At 70.1% G+C, this 15,280-nt stretch carries 11 protein-coding genes and 1 pseudogene; 6 read left to right on the top strand and 6 right to left on the bottom strand.

Annotated elements, in window-relative coordinates; translation table 11 throughout:
• The first annotated feature begins 111 nt into the window (after positions 1 to 111).
• The 3 genes from ACQEVG_RS05065 (at position 112) to ACQEVG_RS05055 (ending at position 3,705) form a co-directional block, all read left to right on the top strand.
• Positions 112 to 867, top strand: coding sequence for a TetR/AcrR family transcriptional regulator (locus ACQEVG_RS05065; RefSeq protein ID WP_432985079.1), 756 nt, complete (start codon positions 112 to 114; stop codon positions 865 to 867).
• Positions 868 to 1,028: 161 nt separating this feature from the next.
• The gene (locus ACQEVG_RS05060) at positions 1,029 to 1,337 is read left to right on the top strand and encodes a heavy-metal-associated domain-containing protein (RefSeq protein WP_432977617.1); all 309 of its coding nucleotides are present in this window, start codon (positions 1,029 to 1,031) and stop codon (positions 1,335 to 1,337) included.
• A gap of 172 nt (positions 1,338 to 1,509) precedes the next feature.
• On the top strand, positions 1,510 to 3,705 hold the full coding sequence (locus tag ACQEVG_RS05055) for a heavy metal translocating P-type ATPase (RefSeq protein WP_432985076.1): 2,196 nt from the start codon (positions 1,510 to 1,512) through the stop codon (positions 3,703 to 3,705).
• 450 nt (positions 3,706 to 4,155) lie between these two features.
• Here the strand turns inward: ACQEVG_RS05055 and ACQEVG_RS05050 are convergent, their stop codons facing one another.
• From ACQEVG_RS05050 to ACQEVG_RS05030, 5 genes are all read right to left on the bottom strand, one after another.
• Positions 4,156 to 5,445: a citrate synthase gene (locus ACQEVG_RS05050; protein ID WP_432977614.1), complete on the bottom strand. Its 1,290-nt coding sequence runs from the start codon at positions 5,443 to 5,445 to the stop codon at positions 4,156 to 4,158.
• A gap of 133 nt (positions 5,446 to 5,578) precedes the next feature.
• Positions 5,579 to 7,879, bottom strand: a complete 2,301-nt coding sequence (gene recD2, locus ACQEVG_RS05045; RefSeq protein WP_432977611.1) for an SF1B family DNA helicase RecD2 — start codon at positions 7,877 to 7,879, stop codon at positions 5,579 to 5,581.
• A 246-nt stretch (positions 7,880 to 8,125) separates the two neighbouring features.
• On the bottom strand, positions 8,126 to 8,965 hold the full coding sequence (locus ACQEVG_RS05040) for a sugar phosphate isomerase/epimerase family protein (RefSeq protein ID WP_432977608.1): 840 nt from the start codon (positions 8,963 to 8,965) through the stop codon (positions 8,126 to 8,128).
• The gene (locus ACQEVG_RS05035; protein WP_432977605.1) at positions 8,962 to 10,140 is read right to left on the bottom strand and encodes a dihydrodipicolinate synthase family protein; all 1,179 of its coding nucleotides are present in this window, start codon (positions 10,138 to 10,140) and stop codon (positions 8,962 to 8,964) included. Before ACQEVG_RS05035 ends, ACQEVG_RS05040 begins: the two co-directional genes overlap by 4 nt.
• On the bottom strand, positions 10,137 to 11,288 hold the full coding sequence (locus ACQEVG_RS05030; RefSeq protein WP_432977602.1) for a Gfo/Idh/MocA family protein: 1,152 nt from the start codon (positions 11,286 to 11,288) through the stop codon (positions 10,137 to 10,139). Before ACQEVG_RS05030 ends, ACQEVG_RS05035 begins: the two co-directional genes overlap by 4 nt.
• Before the next feature lie 231 nt (positions 11,289 to 11,519).
• Between ACQEVG_RS05030 and ACQEVG_RS05025 the strand changes: the two genes are divergently transcribed.
• From ACQEVG_RS05025 to ACQEVG_RS05015, 3 genes and pseudogenes are all read left to right on the top strand, one after another.
• Positions 11,520 to 12,584: a LacI family DNA-binding transcriptional regulator gene (locus tag ACQEVG_RS05025; protein ID WP_432977599.1), complete on the top strand. Its 1,065-nt coding sequence runs from the start codon at positions 11,520 to 11,522 to the stop codon at positions 12,582 to 12,584.
• A gap of 111 nt (positions 12,585 to 12,695) precedes the next feature.
• Positions 12,696 to 13,631, top strand: a complete 936-nt coding sequence (locus tag ACQEVG_RS05020; RefSeq protein WP_432977596.1) for a bifunctional helix-turn-helix transcriptional regulator/GNAT family N-acetyltransferase — start codon at positions 12,696 to 12,698, stop codon at positions 13,629 to 13,631.
• A 10-nt stretch (positions 13,632 to 13,641) separates the two neighbouring features.
• Positions 13,642 to 14,412: pseudogene (locus ACQEVG_RS05015) on the top strand (sugar phosphate isomerase/epimerase family protein); the annotation flags it as partial.
• On the opposite strand, the gene ACQEVG_RS05010 reads toward ACQEVG_RS05015, so the two are convergent.
• Positions 14,306 to 15,262, bottom strand: a complete 957-nt coding sequence (locus ACQEVG_RS05010) for an EamA family transporter (protein ID WP_432977592.1) — start codon at positions 15,260 to 15,262, stop codon at positions 14,306 to 14,308. The pseudogene ACQEVG_RS05015 and the gene ACQEVG_RS05010 sit on opposite strands and share 107 nt — an antisense overlap.
• Positions 15,263 to 15,280: the final 18 nt, after the last annotated feature.

Here is a 15,280-nt window from a genome sequence, read left to right as displayed (position 1 = left end):
GGCAGCATGGACCGGCCATTGCCATAGACTGGCAAACACGAGCTGTCACTCGCATTGACCAAGAATGCGAGCGCCCACTCGCGTTTGTCAACCACTCCAGGAAGGCTGGGGATTCACGTGCCGGAGCCCGCGAAGGTCGAGCCCAGGACGCCCGCGGCCACACGGGCCGCGACGCCCGGGCCCACCGCCACACCCAAGCCCGCCGACCCCTCGACGCCCGTGGCCACCGGGCCCGCCGCCAAGCCACGGCGCCGGCAGGCCCGTGGAGAGCGCCGGATCGCCCAGCTCCTCCAGGCCGCCGCGAACGTCTTCTGCTCCTCCGGCTACACCGCCGCCAGCACCAACGCCATCGCCCGCGAGGCGAGCGTCTCCCCCGGCACGCTCTACCAGTTCTTCCCGAACAAGGAGGCCATCGCCGTCGAACTCGGCGAGCGTCTGATGCACGAGATGCGCGAGGCCCACGGCCAGGCCTTCACCCCGGCCAACCTCGCCCTCCCCCTCGATCAGATGCTGGACGCCGTGCTCGATCCGATGATCCAGTTCAACTGCGAGAACCCGGTCTTCTTCGCCCTGTTGCACGGCTCCGACGTCCCCGGCCGCATCGCGGAGGAGCACGACGCCCTGCACGCCTCCCTGCTGTCCCGGGTCGAGGAGCTGCTGGCCCACTATCTGCCGGACATGCCCGCCACCGAGCGCAGCCGTACGGCGGACATGACCTTCGCCCTCTTCAAGGCGGGCCTCGACCTCGTACTCGCCCATGAGGGCGCGGAACGGGACGCGTACATCGCCGAGGTGAAGCACGTCATGTTCCGCTACCTCGACCCGGTGGTAGGCAAGGCCGTGCTCACCAGGCCTCCGTCCCGCTGACTCGCCCCTCCGGCGGCGCCTCGCCCGCCCCCACCGGCAGCTTCGATGTTCGTTTGATACCCCCTAGGGGTATAGTATGGTGAAGGCTGGAGGATACCGGGAGTCACCGAGACCTCTGCTACACCATGAGTGCACCGTGTAAGCGCTTCGAGGAGAACGACATGACGGCCGAGACCGAGACCTCCCAGACAGCTCCCACCTCCGGCTGCTGCGGCGGCGGCGCCTGTGGCACCGGCGCGGCCGATGTGCAGCTGGGCGGAGTCACCGCCGTCTACCAGGTCACCGGCATGACCTGCGGTCACTGCGAAGGCGCCGTCGCCGGCGAGATCTCCGGGCTTCCCGGCGTCACTTCGGTGGCGGCGGTCGCCGCGACCGGCCGGGTGACGGTCGTCTCCGAGGCCCCGCTCGACGAGTCCGCCGTACGCGAGGCCGTCGACGAGGCCGGATACGAGCTGGTCGGCCGGGCCTGAGCGCCCGAGCCCCGAGCGACTGAGGGCCTGAGGGCCTGAGGGCCGACTCGCCCCCGCACAGCCCGCCGCCGGGCCGTACCCGACCAGTCCCGTACTGCCCGGGTACGGCCCGGCCCCCGTTTTTGGAGTCCCGAACGTGGAAACCTCCCAGGTCGAGCTCACCATCGGCGGGATGACCTGCGCCTCCTGTGCCGCTCGCGTCGAGAAGAAGCTCAACCGCATGGACGGCGTCAGCGCCACGGTCAATTACGCGACCCAGAAGGCGAAGATCTCCTACCGGCCCGGGCTGGAGGTCGCCGACCTCATCGCCACCGTCGTGAAGACCGGCTACACGGCCGAGCAGCCCCCGCGACCCGAGCCCGAAGCCGAGCCCGAACCCGCCGCTGCCTCCGGTACGGACACCGCCGGGCACCCCGACCCCGAGTCGGTCGCCCTGCGCCAACGCCTCACCGTCTCCGCCGTACTCGCCACGCCCGTCGTCCTCATGGCGATGATCCCGGCCCTGCAGTTCGACAACTGGCAGTGGCTCTCGCTCGCCCTCGCCGCCCCCGTCGCCGTCTGGGGCGCGTTCCCCTTCCACCGGGCCGCCTGGGCCAACCTCCGGCACGGCGCGGCCACCATGGACACCCTCGTCTCCGTCGGCACGCTCGCCGCCTTCGGCTGGTCGCTCTGGGCGCTGTTCCTCGGCGACGCCGGGATGCCCGGCATGCGCCACGGTTTCGACCTGACCATCTCGCGTACCGACGGCGCTTCGACGATCTACCTCGAAGTCGCGGCGGGCGTGACCACGTTCATCCTCCTCGGCCGCTTTCTGGAGGCCCGCTCCAAGCGCAAGGCGGGCGCGGCCCTGCGTGCCCTGATGGAGCTGGGCGCGAAGGACGTCACGGTCCTCAGAGGCAATGGCGAGATACGTATACCGGTCGGCCGGCTCGCGGTCGGCGACCGCTTCGTCGTACGCCCCGGGGAGAAGATCGCCACCGACGGCACAGTCGTCGACGGCACCTCGGCCGTCGACGCCTCGATGCTCACCGGCGAGTCCGTCCCGGTCAATGTGGCCGTGGGCGACCCGGTGACCGGTGGCTGCGTCAACACCGAGGGCCGGCTCGTCGTCAAGGCCACCAGGATCGGCGCGGACACCCAGCTCGCCCGGATGGCCCGGCTGGTCGAGGACGCCCAGAACGGCAAGGCGGAGGTGCAGCGCCTCGCCGACCGGATCTCGGCCGTCTTCGTACCCGTGGTCCTCGTGATCGCCCTCGGCACACTCGTCGGCTGGCTGCTGGCCACCGGCGACGCCACCGCGGCCTTCACCGCCGCCGTGGCCGTACTGATCATCGCGTGCCCCTGCGCACTGGGGCTGGCGACCCCGACCGCCCTCATGGTCGGCACGGGACGCGGCGCCCAGCTCGGCATCCTGATCAAGGGGCCCGAGGTGCTGGAGTCCACCCGCAGAGTCGACACCGTCGTCCTGGACAAGACCGGGACGGTCACCACCGGCCGGATGCGCCTTCAGCAGGCGTACGCCTCCGAAACCGCCGACGCGGATGAACTGCTGCGTTTCGCGGGCGCCTTGGAGCACGCCTCGGAGCACCCCATCGCCCGCGCCGTCGCCGCGGCAGCCGAGGAACGGCTCGGCCCGCTGCCCGTGCCGACAGCCTTCGAGAACCTCCCAGGACTGGGCGTGCGTGGCGTTGTCGACGGACACGAGGTTCTCGTCGGGCGCGCCCGGCTGCTTCGGGAGGCGGGCGTGGAGCTGCCCGGGGAGCTCATGGACGCCGATGGGCGTACAGCCGTCTTCGCCGCCCGGGACGGCAAGGCGCTCGGCGTGCTGACCGTCGCCGACACCGTCAAGGACACCAGCGCCGAGGCGGTGGAGCGGCTGCGGGCCCTCGGCCTCACTCCGGTACTGCTGACCGGCGACAGCAGGGCGGTGGCCGAATCGGTCGCGGCCGAGGTCGGCATCGACGAGGTGTACGCCGAGGTCACGCCGGAGGAGAAGGTGGCTGTGGTCAGGCGTCTCCAGACACGGGGCCGCTGCGTCGCGATGGTCGGCGACGGCGTCAACGACGCGGCCGCGCTCGCCACCGCGGACCTGGGTCTGGCCATGGGTACGGGTACGGATGCCGCCATAGAAGCCGGGGATCTCACCCTCGTACGCGGAGACCTGAGGGCCGCGGCCGACGCGATCCGTCTCGCCCGTCGGACTCTGGCCACCATCAAAGGGAATCTTTACTGGGCTTTCGGCTACAACGTTGCCGCACTGCCGCTCGCGGCATCTGGCCTGCTCAACCCCATGATCGCCGGATTTACCATGGCCTTTTCGTCCGTATTTGTGGTGACCAACAGCCTCCGACTGCGCTCCTTCTCGTGACTACAGATAGGTCACAAGACCTTCACAAGGAGACCTAGATCACAGATATTTAGGGGTAACCATTGAGGCTCCTCGCGAGTCTGAATGGGCGATGCCGAGAACGTCTTGGGGGACGTTCATGGGATGTCTTGGGGGACGTCCCAGGCAAGCTGTTGGCCGGGGCACGTGCCCGGGGAGCTTTGAGCGGCCCTCCCGTGCGTACGTACCCCGGCAGACCGCGTGAGGAGCTTCTGCAACCAGCAGACGCCCGGCCGGATCCCGTGGGGGGAATCCGCTCCGGGGATATGGGAAGCGCCCCGCACGCCGACCCGTGGGGGGATCGGCAGCGGGGCGCTTTCCGCTTGTCTGCGCCGGTGCGACCGGCGCCCGGCTACGAAGCGCGTACGCGCGACGTACCGGGCTCAGGGCCTGTGTCAGCGGCTCAGGGCCTGCGTCAGCAAGCAGCCTGCGTCAGCGGGCCTCGACCGGGACGAAGTCGCGCAGGACCTCGCCCGTGTAGATCTGGCGCGGACGGCCGATGCGGGAACCCGGCTCCTTGATCATCTCGTGCCACTGGGCGATCCAGCCGGGCAGCCGGCCGAGCGCGAAGAGCACGGTGAACATCTCGGTCGGGAAGCCCATGGCCCGGTAGATCAGTCCCGTGTAGAAGTCCACGTTCGGGTAGAGGTTGCGCGAGACGAAGTAGTCGTCGGAGAGCGCGTGCTCCTCCAGCTTGAGCGCGATGTCGAGCAGCTCGTCGGACTTGCCGAGCGCCGAGAGGACATCGTGCGCCGCAGCCTTGATGATCTTCGCCCGCGGGTCGAAGCTCTTGTAGACGCGGTGGCCGAAGCCCATCAGACGGACGCCGTCCTCCTTGTTCTTCACCTTGCGGATGAAGGAGTCGACGTCGCCGCCGTTGACCTGGATGCCCTCGAGCATCTCCAGGACCGACTGGTTGGCGCCACCGTGCAGCGGGCCCCACAGCGCGCTGATGCCGGCGGAGATCGAGGCGAACATGTTCGCCTGCGAGGAGCCGACCAGACGCACGGTGGAGGTCGAGCAGTTCTGCTCGTGGTCGGCGTGCAGGATCAGCAGCTTGTCGAGCGCCGAGACGACGACCGGGTCCAGGTCGTACTCCTGGGCGGGGACCGAGAAGGTCATCCGCAGGAAGTTCTCCACGTACCCGAGGTCGTTGCGCGGGTAGACGAAGGGGTGCCCGATCGACTTCTTGTACGCGTACGCCGCGATCGTCGGCAGCTTGGCCAGCAGCCGGACCGTGGAGAGGTGGCGCTGCTTCTCGTCGAACGGGTTGTGGCTGTCCTGGTAGAACGTCGACAGCGCGCTGACCACGGAGGACAGCATCGCCATCGGGTGGGCGTCGCGCGGGAATCCGCCGTAGAACCGCTTGACGTCCTCATGCAGCAGCGTGTGCTGGGTGATCTCACCCTTGAAGGCGGAAAGCTCGTCGACCGTCGGGAGCTCGCCGTTGATCAGCAGGTAGGCCACCTCGAGGAAGGTGGACCGCTCGGCCAGCTGCTCGATGGGGTAGCCGCGGTAGCGCAGGATGCCCTGCTCGCCGTCGAGGTAGGTGACCGCGGATTTGTAGGCGGCGGTATTGCCGTATCCACTGTCCAGGGTCACCAGACCGGTCTGGGCTCGGAGCTTCCCGATGTCGAAGCCCTTGTCACCGACGGTGCTTTCGACCACCGGGTAGGTGTATTCACCGTCCGCGTACCGCAGTACTACAGAGTTGTCGCTCACGTCATCCCTCACCGACGTAGTGCCTCTTCTTCGAGGTGCCCTGACTGTCTCTACCATCCCCCATTTGGCTGAGGAGAGTGCACTCGGGGTCGACCATTGGGCCTATCGGCGGCACTGAGTGCCGCCAACCTGCTCATCTTGCCCCCTTCGCCCTGGTTCCGGAAGCTGGGGTGGCATTTCCCACCCCGGGAGGCCCGGCGACCTCCCCCGGCCGGCTCAGCAGTGGCACGGGGCCGGCCAGCCGGTGGTCGAGAGCGGTGAAGCGTCTGCCTGCGGAAACAGTGCGCACTGCCTGCCCTATCGCCTTGCGGGAGCCGACCAGCACGACGAGCTTCCTGGCCCGGGTGACCGCCGTGTACAGGAGGTTCCGCTGGAGCATCATCCAGGCCCCGGTGGTGACCGGGATCACCACTGCCGGGTACTCGCTGCCCTGCGAGCGGTGGATGGTCACCGCATAGGCGTGTGCCAGCTCGTCCAGCTCGTCGAAGTCGTACGGAACCTCCTCGTCCTCGTCCGTCAGCACCGTCAGCCGCTGGTCCTCCAGGTGCAGTGAGGTGACCACGCCGACCGTGCCGTTGAAGACGCCGTTCTTGCCTTTCTCGTAGTTGTTGCGAATCTGGGTGACCTTGTCGCCGACGCGGAACACCCGGCCGCCGAAACGCTTCTCGGGGAGGTCCGGCCGTGCGGGCGTAATCGCCTGCTGGAGCAGGCTGTTGAGCGTGCCGGCGCCGGCCGGGCCGCGGTGCATCGGCGCGAGGACCTGCACATCGCGCCGGGGATCAAGGCCGAATTTGGCGGGAATCCGGCGGGCCGCCACATCGGCGGTGAGCTTTCCCGCGTCCTCCGTCTCCTCCTCCACGAAGAGGAAGAAGTCGGAGAGGCCCGACGTGATGGGCTGGACGCCGGAGTTGATGCGGTGGGCGTTGGTGACGACGCCGGACTGCTGGGCCTGGCGGAAGATCCGGGTGAGCCGGACGCTGGGCACCGGGCCGCCGGCGGCGAGCAGATCACGCAGCACCTCGCCCGCGCCGACGCTCGGCAGCTGGTCCACGTCCCCGACCAGCAGCAGATGCGCGCCCGGGGCGACGGCCTTGACCAGCTTGTTGGCCAGCAGCAGATCGAGCATGGACGCCTCGTCGACCACCACCAGGTCCGCGTCCAGCGGCCGGTCCCGGTCGTACGCCGCGTCCCCGCCCGGCTTGAGCTCCAGCAGCCGGTGCACGGTGGACGCCTCGGCGCCGGTGAGCTCGGCCAGCCGCTTCGCCGCGCGCCCGGTGGGGGCCGCGAGCACCACCTTGGCCTTCTTGGCGCGGGCCAGTTCCACGATGGAGCGGACCGTGAACGACTTGCCGCAGCCGGGGCCACCGGTGAGGACGGCCACCTTGCTGGTGAGCGCGAGGCGGACCGCCTGCTCCTGCTCGGGCGCCAGCTCCGCGCCCGTATGCTCCGCGAGCCAGGCCAGCGCCTTGTCCCAGGCGACGTCCTGGAAGGCCGGCATCCGGTCGTCCGCAGACCGCAACAGGCGCCCCAGCTGGGCGGCCAGGGAGATCTCGGCGCGGTGGAAGGGCACCAGATAGACGGCGGTCACCGGCTCACCGCCGTCGGGGGCCGGCACCGTCTCCCGTACGACACCTTCCTCCTCCGCAGCGAGCTCGGCGAGGCACTCGATGACCAGGCCGGTGTCCACCTGGAGCAGCTTCACCGCGTCCGCGATCAACTGTTCCTCGGGCAGGAAGCAGTGGCCCTGGTCGGTGGACTGCGACAGGGCGTACTGAAGGCCGGCCTTGACCCGCTCCGGGCTGTCGTGCGGTATGCCCACCGCCTGGGCGATCTTGTCGGCGGTGAGGAAGCCGATGCCCCACACGTCTGCCGCCAGGCGGTACGGCTGGTTCTTCACGACCGAGATCGAGGCGTCCTCGTACTTCTTGTAGATGCGCACGGCGATGGACGTCGAGACGCCGACTCCCTGGAGAAAGACCATGACCTCCTTGATGGCCTTCTGCTCCTCCCAGGCGACGCCGATCAACTTCGTACGCTTCGGGCCGAGTCCGGGGACCTCGATGAGCCTCTTGGGCTGCTGCTCGATGATGTCGAGGGTGTCGATGCCGAAGTGCTCGACGATGCGCTCGGCGATTTTCGGGCCGATGCCCTTGATCAGACCGGAGCCGAGGTAGCGGCGTATGCCCTGGATGGTGGCCGGGAGGACCGTGGTGTAGTTCTCCACGGTGAACTGCTTGCCGTACTGCGGGTGGGAGCCCCAGCGGCCCTCCATGCGCAGGGACTCGCCCGGCTGCGCGCCGAGCAGCGAGCCGACCACCGTGAGGAGATCACCGCCGCCGCGTCCGGTGTCGACGCGGGCGACCGTGTAGCCGTTCTCCTCGTTGGCGTAGGTGATCCGCTCCAGGACCCCTTCGACCACTGCCTGATTGGACATGATCCGACGCTACCGCCGGGGTCGGACAGTGCGGGGTGCCTGTGGACAACCGGACAGTCACCAGGACGGTCCCCCGGATCGGCACCAGGACAGCCACCCGGACAGTCATGGGGGCCCGGTCCTGCCGACCGGGCCCCTGTCCCCCTCCGTCAAGAACTCCCTGGATCCCCCCAGATCCCTCCCCCAGGAGTCTTGATGCCAGGTACGACCCACCTCACACGGAAAGGGTTGTAGGACTGCGGGCAGTTATTTTTTCGGAACTACGTGCTCCACAAAGCGGATCGCCGTCTCCCTCAGCACCTCCACGCCGTCCCGCGCCCACAGCCCGTCGTTGAACAGCTCCACCTCGATCGCGCCCCCGTAACCCGCCGCGTCCACCCGGTCCCGCCATGCGCGCAGGTCGATCGCGCCGTCCCCGATCTGACCGCGGCCGTTCAGCACGCCCGCCGGCAGGGGCGTGGTCCAGTCGGCCAGTTGGAAGGCGTGGATGCGGCCCGCCGCGCCCGCCCGCGTCACCGCCGACGGGGCCGTGTCGTCCCACCAGATGTGGTACGTGTCCACCACCACGCCCACCTGGGACGGCGGGAAACGCTCCGCGAGGTCCAGCGCCTGCGTCAGCGTGGAGACCACGCAGCGGTCCGACGCGTACATCGGGTGCAGCGGTTCGATCGCCAGGCGTACCCCTCGGTCGGCCGCACAAGGAGCGAGTACGGACAGCGCGTCCGCGATGCGTTCACGCGCCGCCGCCAGGTCGCGGCTGCCCACCGGGAGACCACCGGAGACCAGGATCAGGGTGTCCGTGCCGAGGGTCGCCGCCTCGTCGATCGCCGCACGGTTGTCCGCCAGGGCGCGGGCCCGTTCCGCGGCGTCGATCGCCGTGAGGAAGCCGCCGCGGCACAGGCTGGTGACCGTCAGACCTGCCTCGCGTACGAGCTTGGCCGCCGCGCCGGCTCCGTACGCCTGGACCGGTTCGCGCCACAGACCGACCCTCCCGATGCCCAGGCGCACACACGCCTCGGTGAGTTCCGGGAGGGTCAGCTGCTTCACCGTCATCTGGTTGATGCTGAAGCGGGTCAGGTCGGTCACTGGTCGACTCCGTACATCGTCAGCAGGGTCTTCATACGCTGCTCGGCGAGGCCGGGGTCCGGGAACAGGCCCAGACCGTCGGCCAGTACGTACGCCCGGCACAGGTGTGGCAGCGAGCGCGCCGACTGCAGGCCCCCCACCATCGTGAAGTGCGACTGGTGCCCCGCCAGCCACGCCAGCAGCACGACACCCGTTTTGTAGAAGCGCGTCGGCGGCTCGAACAGATGCCGGGACAGCTCCACCGTCGGGTCGAGGATCTTCCGGAAGCCGTCGGCGTCGCCCGTGTCCAGGACTCGTACCGCCTGTGCCGCGAGCGGACCCAGCGGGTCGAAGATGCCGAGCAGCGCATGACTGAAGCCCCGCTCGTCGCCGGCGATCAGCTCGGGGTAGTGGAGGTCGTCTCCGGTGTAGCAGCGCACGCCCTGCGGGAGGCGGCGGCGCAGGTCGATCTCGCGCCCGGCGTCGAGCAGCGAGATCTTGACGCCGTCGACCCTCTCGGGGTGGGCGGCGATGACGTCCAGGAGGACGGAGGTGGCCGCGTCGAGGTCGGCGGAGCCCCAGTAACCCTCCAGCGCCGGGTCGAACATCGGGCCCAGCCAGTGCAGGATCACCGGCTCGGACGCCTGGCGCAGGAGGTGGGAGTAGACGTGGAGATAGTCCTCAGGCCCCTCGGCGGCGGCGGCGAGGGCACGGGATGCCATCAGGATCGCCTGTCCCCCCGTCTCCTCGACCAGCGCGAGTTGTTCCTCGTAGGCGGCGCGGACCGTGGCCAGGTCCGCGGGCCCGGTCAGCTGGTCCGCCGGCCCCCTCAGCTGGTCCGTGCCGACACCGCAGGCGATCGCGCCGCCCACCGCCCTCGCCTCCGCCGCCGAGCGCCGGATCAGCTCCGCCGCGCTCGACCAGTCCAGGCCCATCCCGCGCTGCGCGGTGTCCATGGCCTCCGCGACGCCGAGCCCGTGCGACCACAGATGGCGGCGGAAGGCGAGCGTCGCGTCCCAGTCCACGCCGGCGGACGAGTCCCACGTCGTGTCGGCGTACGGGTCGGCGACGACATGCGCGGCCGAGAAGACCGTACGGGAAGCGAGCGCGGCGCCCCCGGCGAGGGCGGCGCGCCCGGCGAACACGGCCGGTTCGGTGCGCGGTTCGTACGTCCCGTGCGGAAGGCGGATCGTCACAGCGCGAGCTCCGGCACCTCGAAGCGGCGTCCCTCGGCCGAGGACTTCAGGCCCAGCTCGGCCAGTTGCACACCGCGCGCGCCCGCCAGCAGGTCCCAGTGGTACGGCTCGCCGAGCACCATATGGCGCAGGAACAGCTCCCACTGCGCCTTGAAGCCGTTCTCGAACTCCCCGTTGTCCGGCACCTCCTGCCACTGGTCGCGGAAGGACTCGGTGGCGGGCTGGTCAGGGTTCCAGACAGGCTTCGGGGTGGCGCAGCGGTGCTGGGCGCGGCAGCGGCGCAGCCCCGCGACCGCCGAGCCGTGCGTACCGTCGACCTGGAACTCGACGAGCTCGTCACGCATCACCCGGACCGCCCAGGAGGAGTTGATCTGGGCGACGGCGCCGCCCTCCAGCTGGAAGATGCCGTAGGCGGAGTCGTCCGCGGTCGCCGCGTACGGCTTGCCGCGCTCGTCCCAGCGCTGCGGGATGTGCGTGGCGACGTGCGCCGTCACGCTCGTCACCCGGCCGAACAGCTCGTGCAGTACGTACTCCCAGTGCGGGAACATGTCGACCACGATGCCGCCACCGTCCTCGGCGCGGTAGTTCCAGCTCGGGCGCTGGGCCTCCTGCCAGTCGCCCTCGAAGACCCAGTAGCCGAACTCTCCGCGCACGGAGAGGATTTCGCCGAAGAAGCCGCCATCGACGAGGCGCTTCAGCTTGAGCAGGCCCGGCAGGAAGATCTTGTCCTGGACGACGCCGTGCCTGATGCCCGCGGCGTCGGCGAGGCGGGCCAGCTCGAGCGCGCCGGCGAGGTCGGTGGCGGTGGGCTTCTCCGTGTAGATGTGCTTGCGCGCCGCGACGGCCTGCTTGATCGCGGCGACGCGGGCGGAGGTGACCTGCGCGTCGAAGTAGATGTCGATGCTGTCGTCGGCCAGTACGGCGTCGAGGTCGGTGGAGAGATGCGCGAGGCCGTGCCGCTCGGCGATCTCGCGCAGTGCGGGTTCGCGGCGGCCGACGAGGACGGGTTCGGGCCACAGGACGTCGCCGTCACCGAGGTCGAGGCCGCCCTGTTGGCGGATGGCGAGGAGGGAGCGCACCAGGTGCTGGCGGTATCCCATCCGACCGGTGACGCCGTTCATGGCGATCCGCACCGTCCTGCGTGTCACGAAGGTGCCTCCCTGTCCCCTCGATGCTTCTCATCGCTTCCCGGCGCGGCGGTGCCTCCCGGCGCTGCCGGTGCTTCTGGGCGCCGCCTGTGCCTCCTGGTGCTTCCGGTTCCCTCATTACGGCCGTGTTGCCTCTACCCAGCCATAGCAAGCGCTTTCTACACGGTATGACGCTAGCCTGCCGACAGTGGCCCGGACAAGGCCCCGTTCCATCTCCCGCGGAGGAAAGCGATGACAGTCACCCTGGCGGATGTGGCGGCGCGCGCCCGGGTGTCGCCGGCCACCGTCTCCCGTGTGCTCAACGGCAATTACCCGGTCGCGGCATCGACGCGGGAGCGGGTACTTCGGGCCGTCGACGAGCTCGACTACGTACTGAACGGGCCCGCGAGTTCGCTGGCCGCGGCCACGTCCGATCTGGTCGGCATACTCGTCAACGACATCGCCGACCCCTTCTTCGGGATCATGGCCGGGGCCGCGCAGACCGAGATCGGCGGGCAGGAGGGGGCGGGGCGCGCGGGCGGCGAGAAACTCGCCGTCGTCTGCAACACCGGGGGCTCGCCGGAGCGCGAACTCACCTATCTCACACTGCTGCAGCGGCAGCGGGCCGCGGCCGTCGTGCTGACCGGCGGCGCGCTGGAGGATCCGGATCACATCGAGGCGATGGCCGCGAAACTCGCGAAGCTCGCGGATGCGGGGACACGGGTGGTGCTGTGCGGGAGGCCGCCGCTGCCAGGCAGCGACGCGATCGTGGCGGCGCTCACCTTCGACAACCGGGGCGGGGCACGGCGACTCACCGAGCATCTGCTCACGCTCGGGCACCGGCGGATCGGCTATGTCGCGGGGCCGGCGGAGCGTACGACGACCCGGCACCGGCTGGAGGGTCACCGGGCCGCGCTGGCAGCGGCGGGGATCGACGAGGACCAGGACCGGCTGACCGTGCACGGCCCGTACGCCCGGCGCTCCGGCTATGACGCGACACTCGAACTGCTGCGCCGCGACCCCGCCTTGACGGCGATCGTGGCTGCGAACGACACGGTGGCACTGGGTGCGTGTGCGGCGCTGCGCGACCAGGGGCTGCGGATCCCCGGGGACATCTCGGTGGCGGGCTTCGACGACCTGCCCTTCTCGGTGGACGCGGTGCCGGCGCTGACGACGGTACGACTGCCGCTGTACGAGGCGGGGGCGCGGGCGGGACGGCTGGCGATGGGGAAGGAGGCGCCGCCGCCGGGGGGTATCGCGACGATCGGGGCGGAACTGATGGCCCGGTCGTCGACGGCGCCACCGCGGAAGGGGTGAGCACGGTCTGCTGGCCAGTCCGGGGTGCGGGCGGTGACCATCGGCTCTTGCCGGGATCCGGACCCCGGCCTACCGTTGACTCAGTCAAAGGAAAACGCCCGGAGGTCGCTTATGCCGATCCACGAGATCCGCGCCTTCAACCGCTTCTACACCAACCTCATCGGCGCCCTCGACTACAGCAAGCACCTCTACACCCCCTACACCCTCACCGAGTCCCGCGTTCTCTACGAGCTCGCCCACGGCCCCCGCACCGACGCCGCCGATCTGCGCGCCGAACTCTCCCTCGACGCCGGGTATCTGAGCAGGATGCTCGCCAAGTTCGAGCGCGACGGCCTGGTGGAGCGGGCGCCCTCCGAGGTGGATACGCGGCGGCAGCGGATCACCCTCAGTCCCCGCGGACGTGAGGCCGCCGCGCTGCTGGACGAGCGGTCGCGGGAGGCGGTGGCGTCGCTGCTCGCCAAAGTGCCGGTCGAGGAGCGGCCCCGGCTGGTCGAGGCGGTGGGGACCGTGCGCGCGATCCTCGGCAGCGGCCGGGCGGGGCACCGCGAAGGCCCGGTACTGCGGGATCCGGGGCCCGGCGATCTTGGGTGGATCGTGCAGCGGCACGGAGCCCTCTACGCCGCCGAATACGGGTGGAACGCCGACTTCGAAGGGCTCGTCGCCCGCATCGTCGCGGACTTCGCCCAGGACCACGACCCCCATCTGGAGCGGGTGTGGATCGCCGAACTGGACGGCCGCCCGGTGGGGTCGGTCATGTGCGTACGCGACGACGCCCCGGCCACCGCGCGGCTGCGGCTGCTTCTCGTCGAACCCGAGGCACGCGGTCTGGGACTCGGTGACCGACTCGTGCGTTCGGTGGTGGATTTCGCGCGCGAAGTGGGGTACCGGGAACTGGTGCTGTGGACCAATGACGTACTGGCCGGGGCCCGCCGGATCTATCAGCGGGCCGGGTTCACCCTCGTCGCCGAGAAGCCGCACCGCTCGTACGGCGTGGATCTGGTCGGCCAGGACTGGCGGCTGCCCCTGCTGGAAGAAACGGACAAGTAAGGACGGTCACGTGAAGTTCGCCTTCTCGACGCTCGGTGTGCCGGGCATGCCCATCCCGGACGTGGTGCAACTCGCCGCCGACACCGGTTACCAGGGGGTGGAACTGCGGGCCGACCCCGAAGAGCCGGTGCACCCCGGGATCGGGGCGCAGGAACGGGCCGCCGTGGTCCGGGAGTTCGAGCGGGCGGGCGTGGAGATCCTGACCGTATGCGGATACACCGGCGTCGCGGCGGAGGGCGACGACGTCCCGGTGCTCCGGGAGATCGAGGAACTGCTCCAGCTGGCAAAGGATGTGGGCGCGCCACATGTGCGCGTCTTTCCCGGCGGCGGCGACCAGGACCCTGCCGAAGCCGAGGCCGTCGCCGCCCGCCGGCTCGGCGTGGCGGCGGAGACCGCGGCCACGCTCGGCGTACGGATTCTGCTGGAGACCCACGACTCGCACCGGGCCGGGGCCGATGTGTCCCGCATTCTGGGCCCGGTCGGCCACCTGTACGCGGGCGCGATCTGGGACGTCGTGTCTCCCTGGCTGGAGGGCGAGGAACCGGCGGCTGCCCATGCCGCACTCTCGCCGTTCCTCGGCTATCTGCAGGTCAAGGACGTCGCCTCCGCCGACGACCTCGCACCGCTCCCCCTCGGTGTGGGCGTACTGCCGATCGCCGAGTGCCTGGCGACGCTCACCGACGAGACGTGGCTGTGCTGGGAGTACGAGAAGCGCTGGTATCCGCAGGCGGCGGACCTGCCGGGACTGCTGACGCCGGGGCGGGAGTATCTGGAGCACCTGCTCGCGACAGTGAGGTGAGCGCAACCCCGCCGACCAGCAGCACCGCGGCGCCCCAGCGCAGTGGGCTGACCGACTCGTCGAGCAGCAGGGCCGCGGAGGACATGCCGAAGACCGGCACCAGCAACGAGAAGGGGGCGACGGCGGACGCGGGATAGCGGCGCAGCAGAGAGCCCCAGGCGCCGAAGCCGAAGACCGTCGCGCCCCAGGCGACGTAGAGAATCGTCCCGGCGCCGCTCCAGTCCAGCGAGCGCAGCGCGTCCACATCGGCCCGCGGGCCCTCGAAGAGCAGGGAGAGCGCGAGCAGGGGCAGTACGGGGACGGTGGAGACCCAGATCATGAAGTTCAGCGCGTCCGGCGGGGACGCCTTTCGGGTCAGCACATTGGACACACCCCAGCAGGCGGCCGCCGCGATGACCAGCAGGAAGGCGAGGACAGGTCCCGAGGTCCCTTCGTCGACAGCGGCGACGGCGATGCCGGACAGGGCGACGGCCATGCCCAGGACCCGTGTCCCTCCCGGGCGTTCACCCAGGGCGACGGCGGCGAACAGAGCTGTGAAGACTGCCTGGATCTGCACGACGAGCGAGGACAGGCCGGCCGGCATACCCCGGTCCATGCCGATGAAGAGCAGGCCGAACTTCGCGACACCCAGGGCGAGTCCGACGCCGATCACCCACTTCCAGGCGACCTTCGGGCGGCCCACGAAGAAGACCGCGGGCAGCGCCGCGACGAGGAAACGCAGGGCGGAGAAGAGCAGGGGTGGGAAGTGGCCGAGCCCGAGCTCGATGACGACGAAGTTCACTCCCCAGATCGCGGTGACCAGGGCGGCGAGTGCCATGTGTACGGGACGCATGGACCGAGGATCACCGGC

This window comes from Streptomyces sp. CA-135486, from assembly GCF_050936555.1.
Lineage (GTDB): Bacteria > Actinomycetota > Actinomycetes > Streptomycetales > Streptomycetaceae > Streptomyces.
This window is presented reverse-complemented; position numbering and strand designations above follow the sequence as displayed.

Bases quoted from the DNA above. Each gene is read 5' to 3' on its own strand.
- ACQEVG_RS05055 (WP_432985076.1), top strand. From the start codon at position 1,510: ATGACCTGCGCCTCCTGTGCCGCTCGCGTCGAGAAGAAGCTCAACCGC.
- recD2 (WP_432977611.1), bottom strand. From the start codon at position 7,879: ATGTCCAATCAGGCAGTGGTCGAAGGGGTCCTGGAGCGGATCACCTAC.
- ACQEVG_RS05020 (WP_432977596.1), top strand. From the start codon at position 12,696: ATGCCGATCCACGAGATCCGCGCCTTCAACCGCTTCTACACCAACCTC.
- ACQEVG_RS05060 (WP_432977617.1), top strand. From the start codon at position 1,029: ATGACGGCCGAGACCGAGACCTCCCAGACAGCTCCCACCTCCGGCTGC.
- ACQEVG_RS05025 (WP_432977599.1), top strand. From the start codon at position 11,520: ATGACAGTCACCCTGGCGGATGTGGCGGCGCGCGCCCGGGTGTCGCCG.
- ACQEVG_RS05010 (WP_432977592.1), bottom strand. From the start codon at position 15,262: ATGCGTCCCGTACACATGGCACTCGCCGCCCTGGTCACCGCGATCTGG.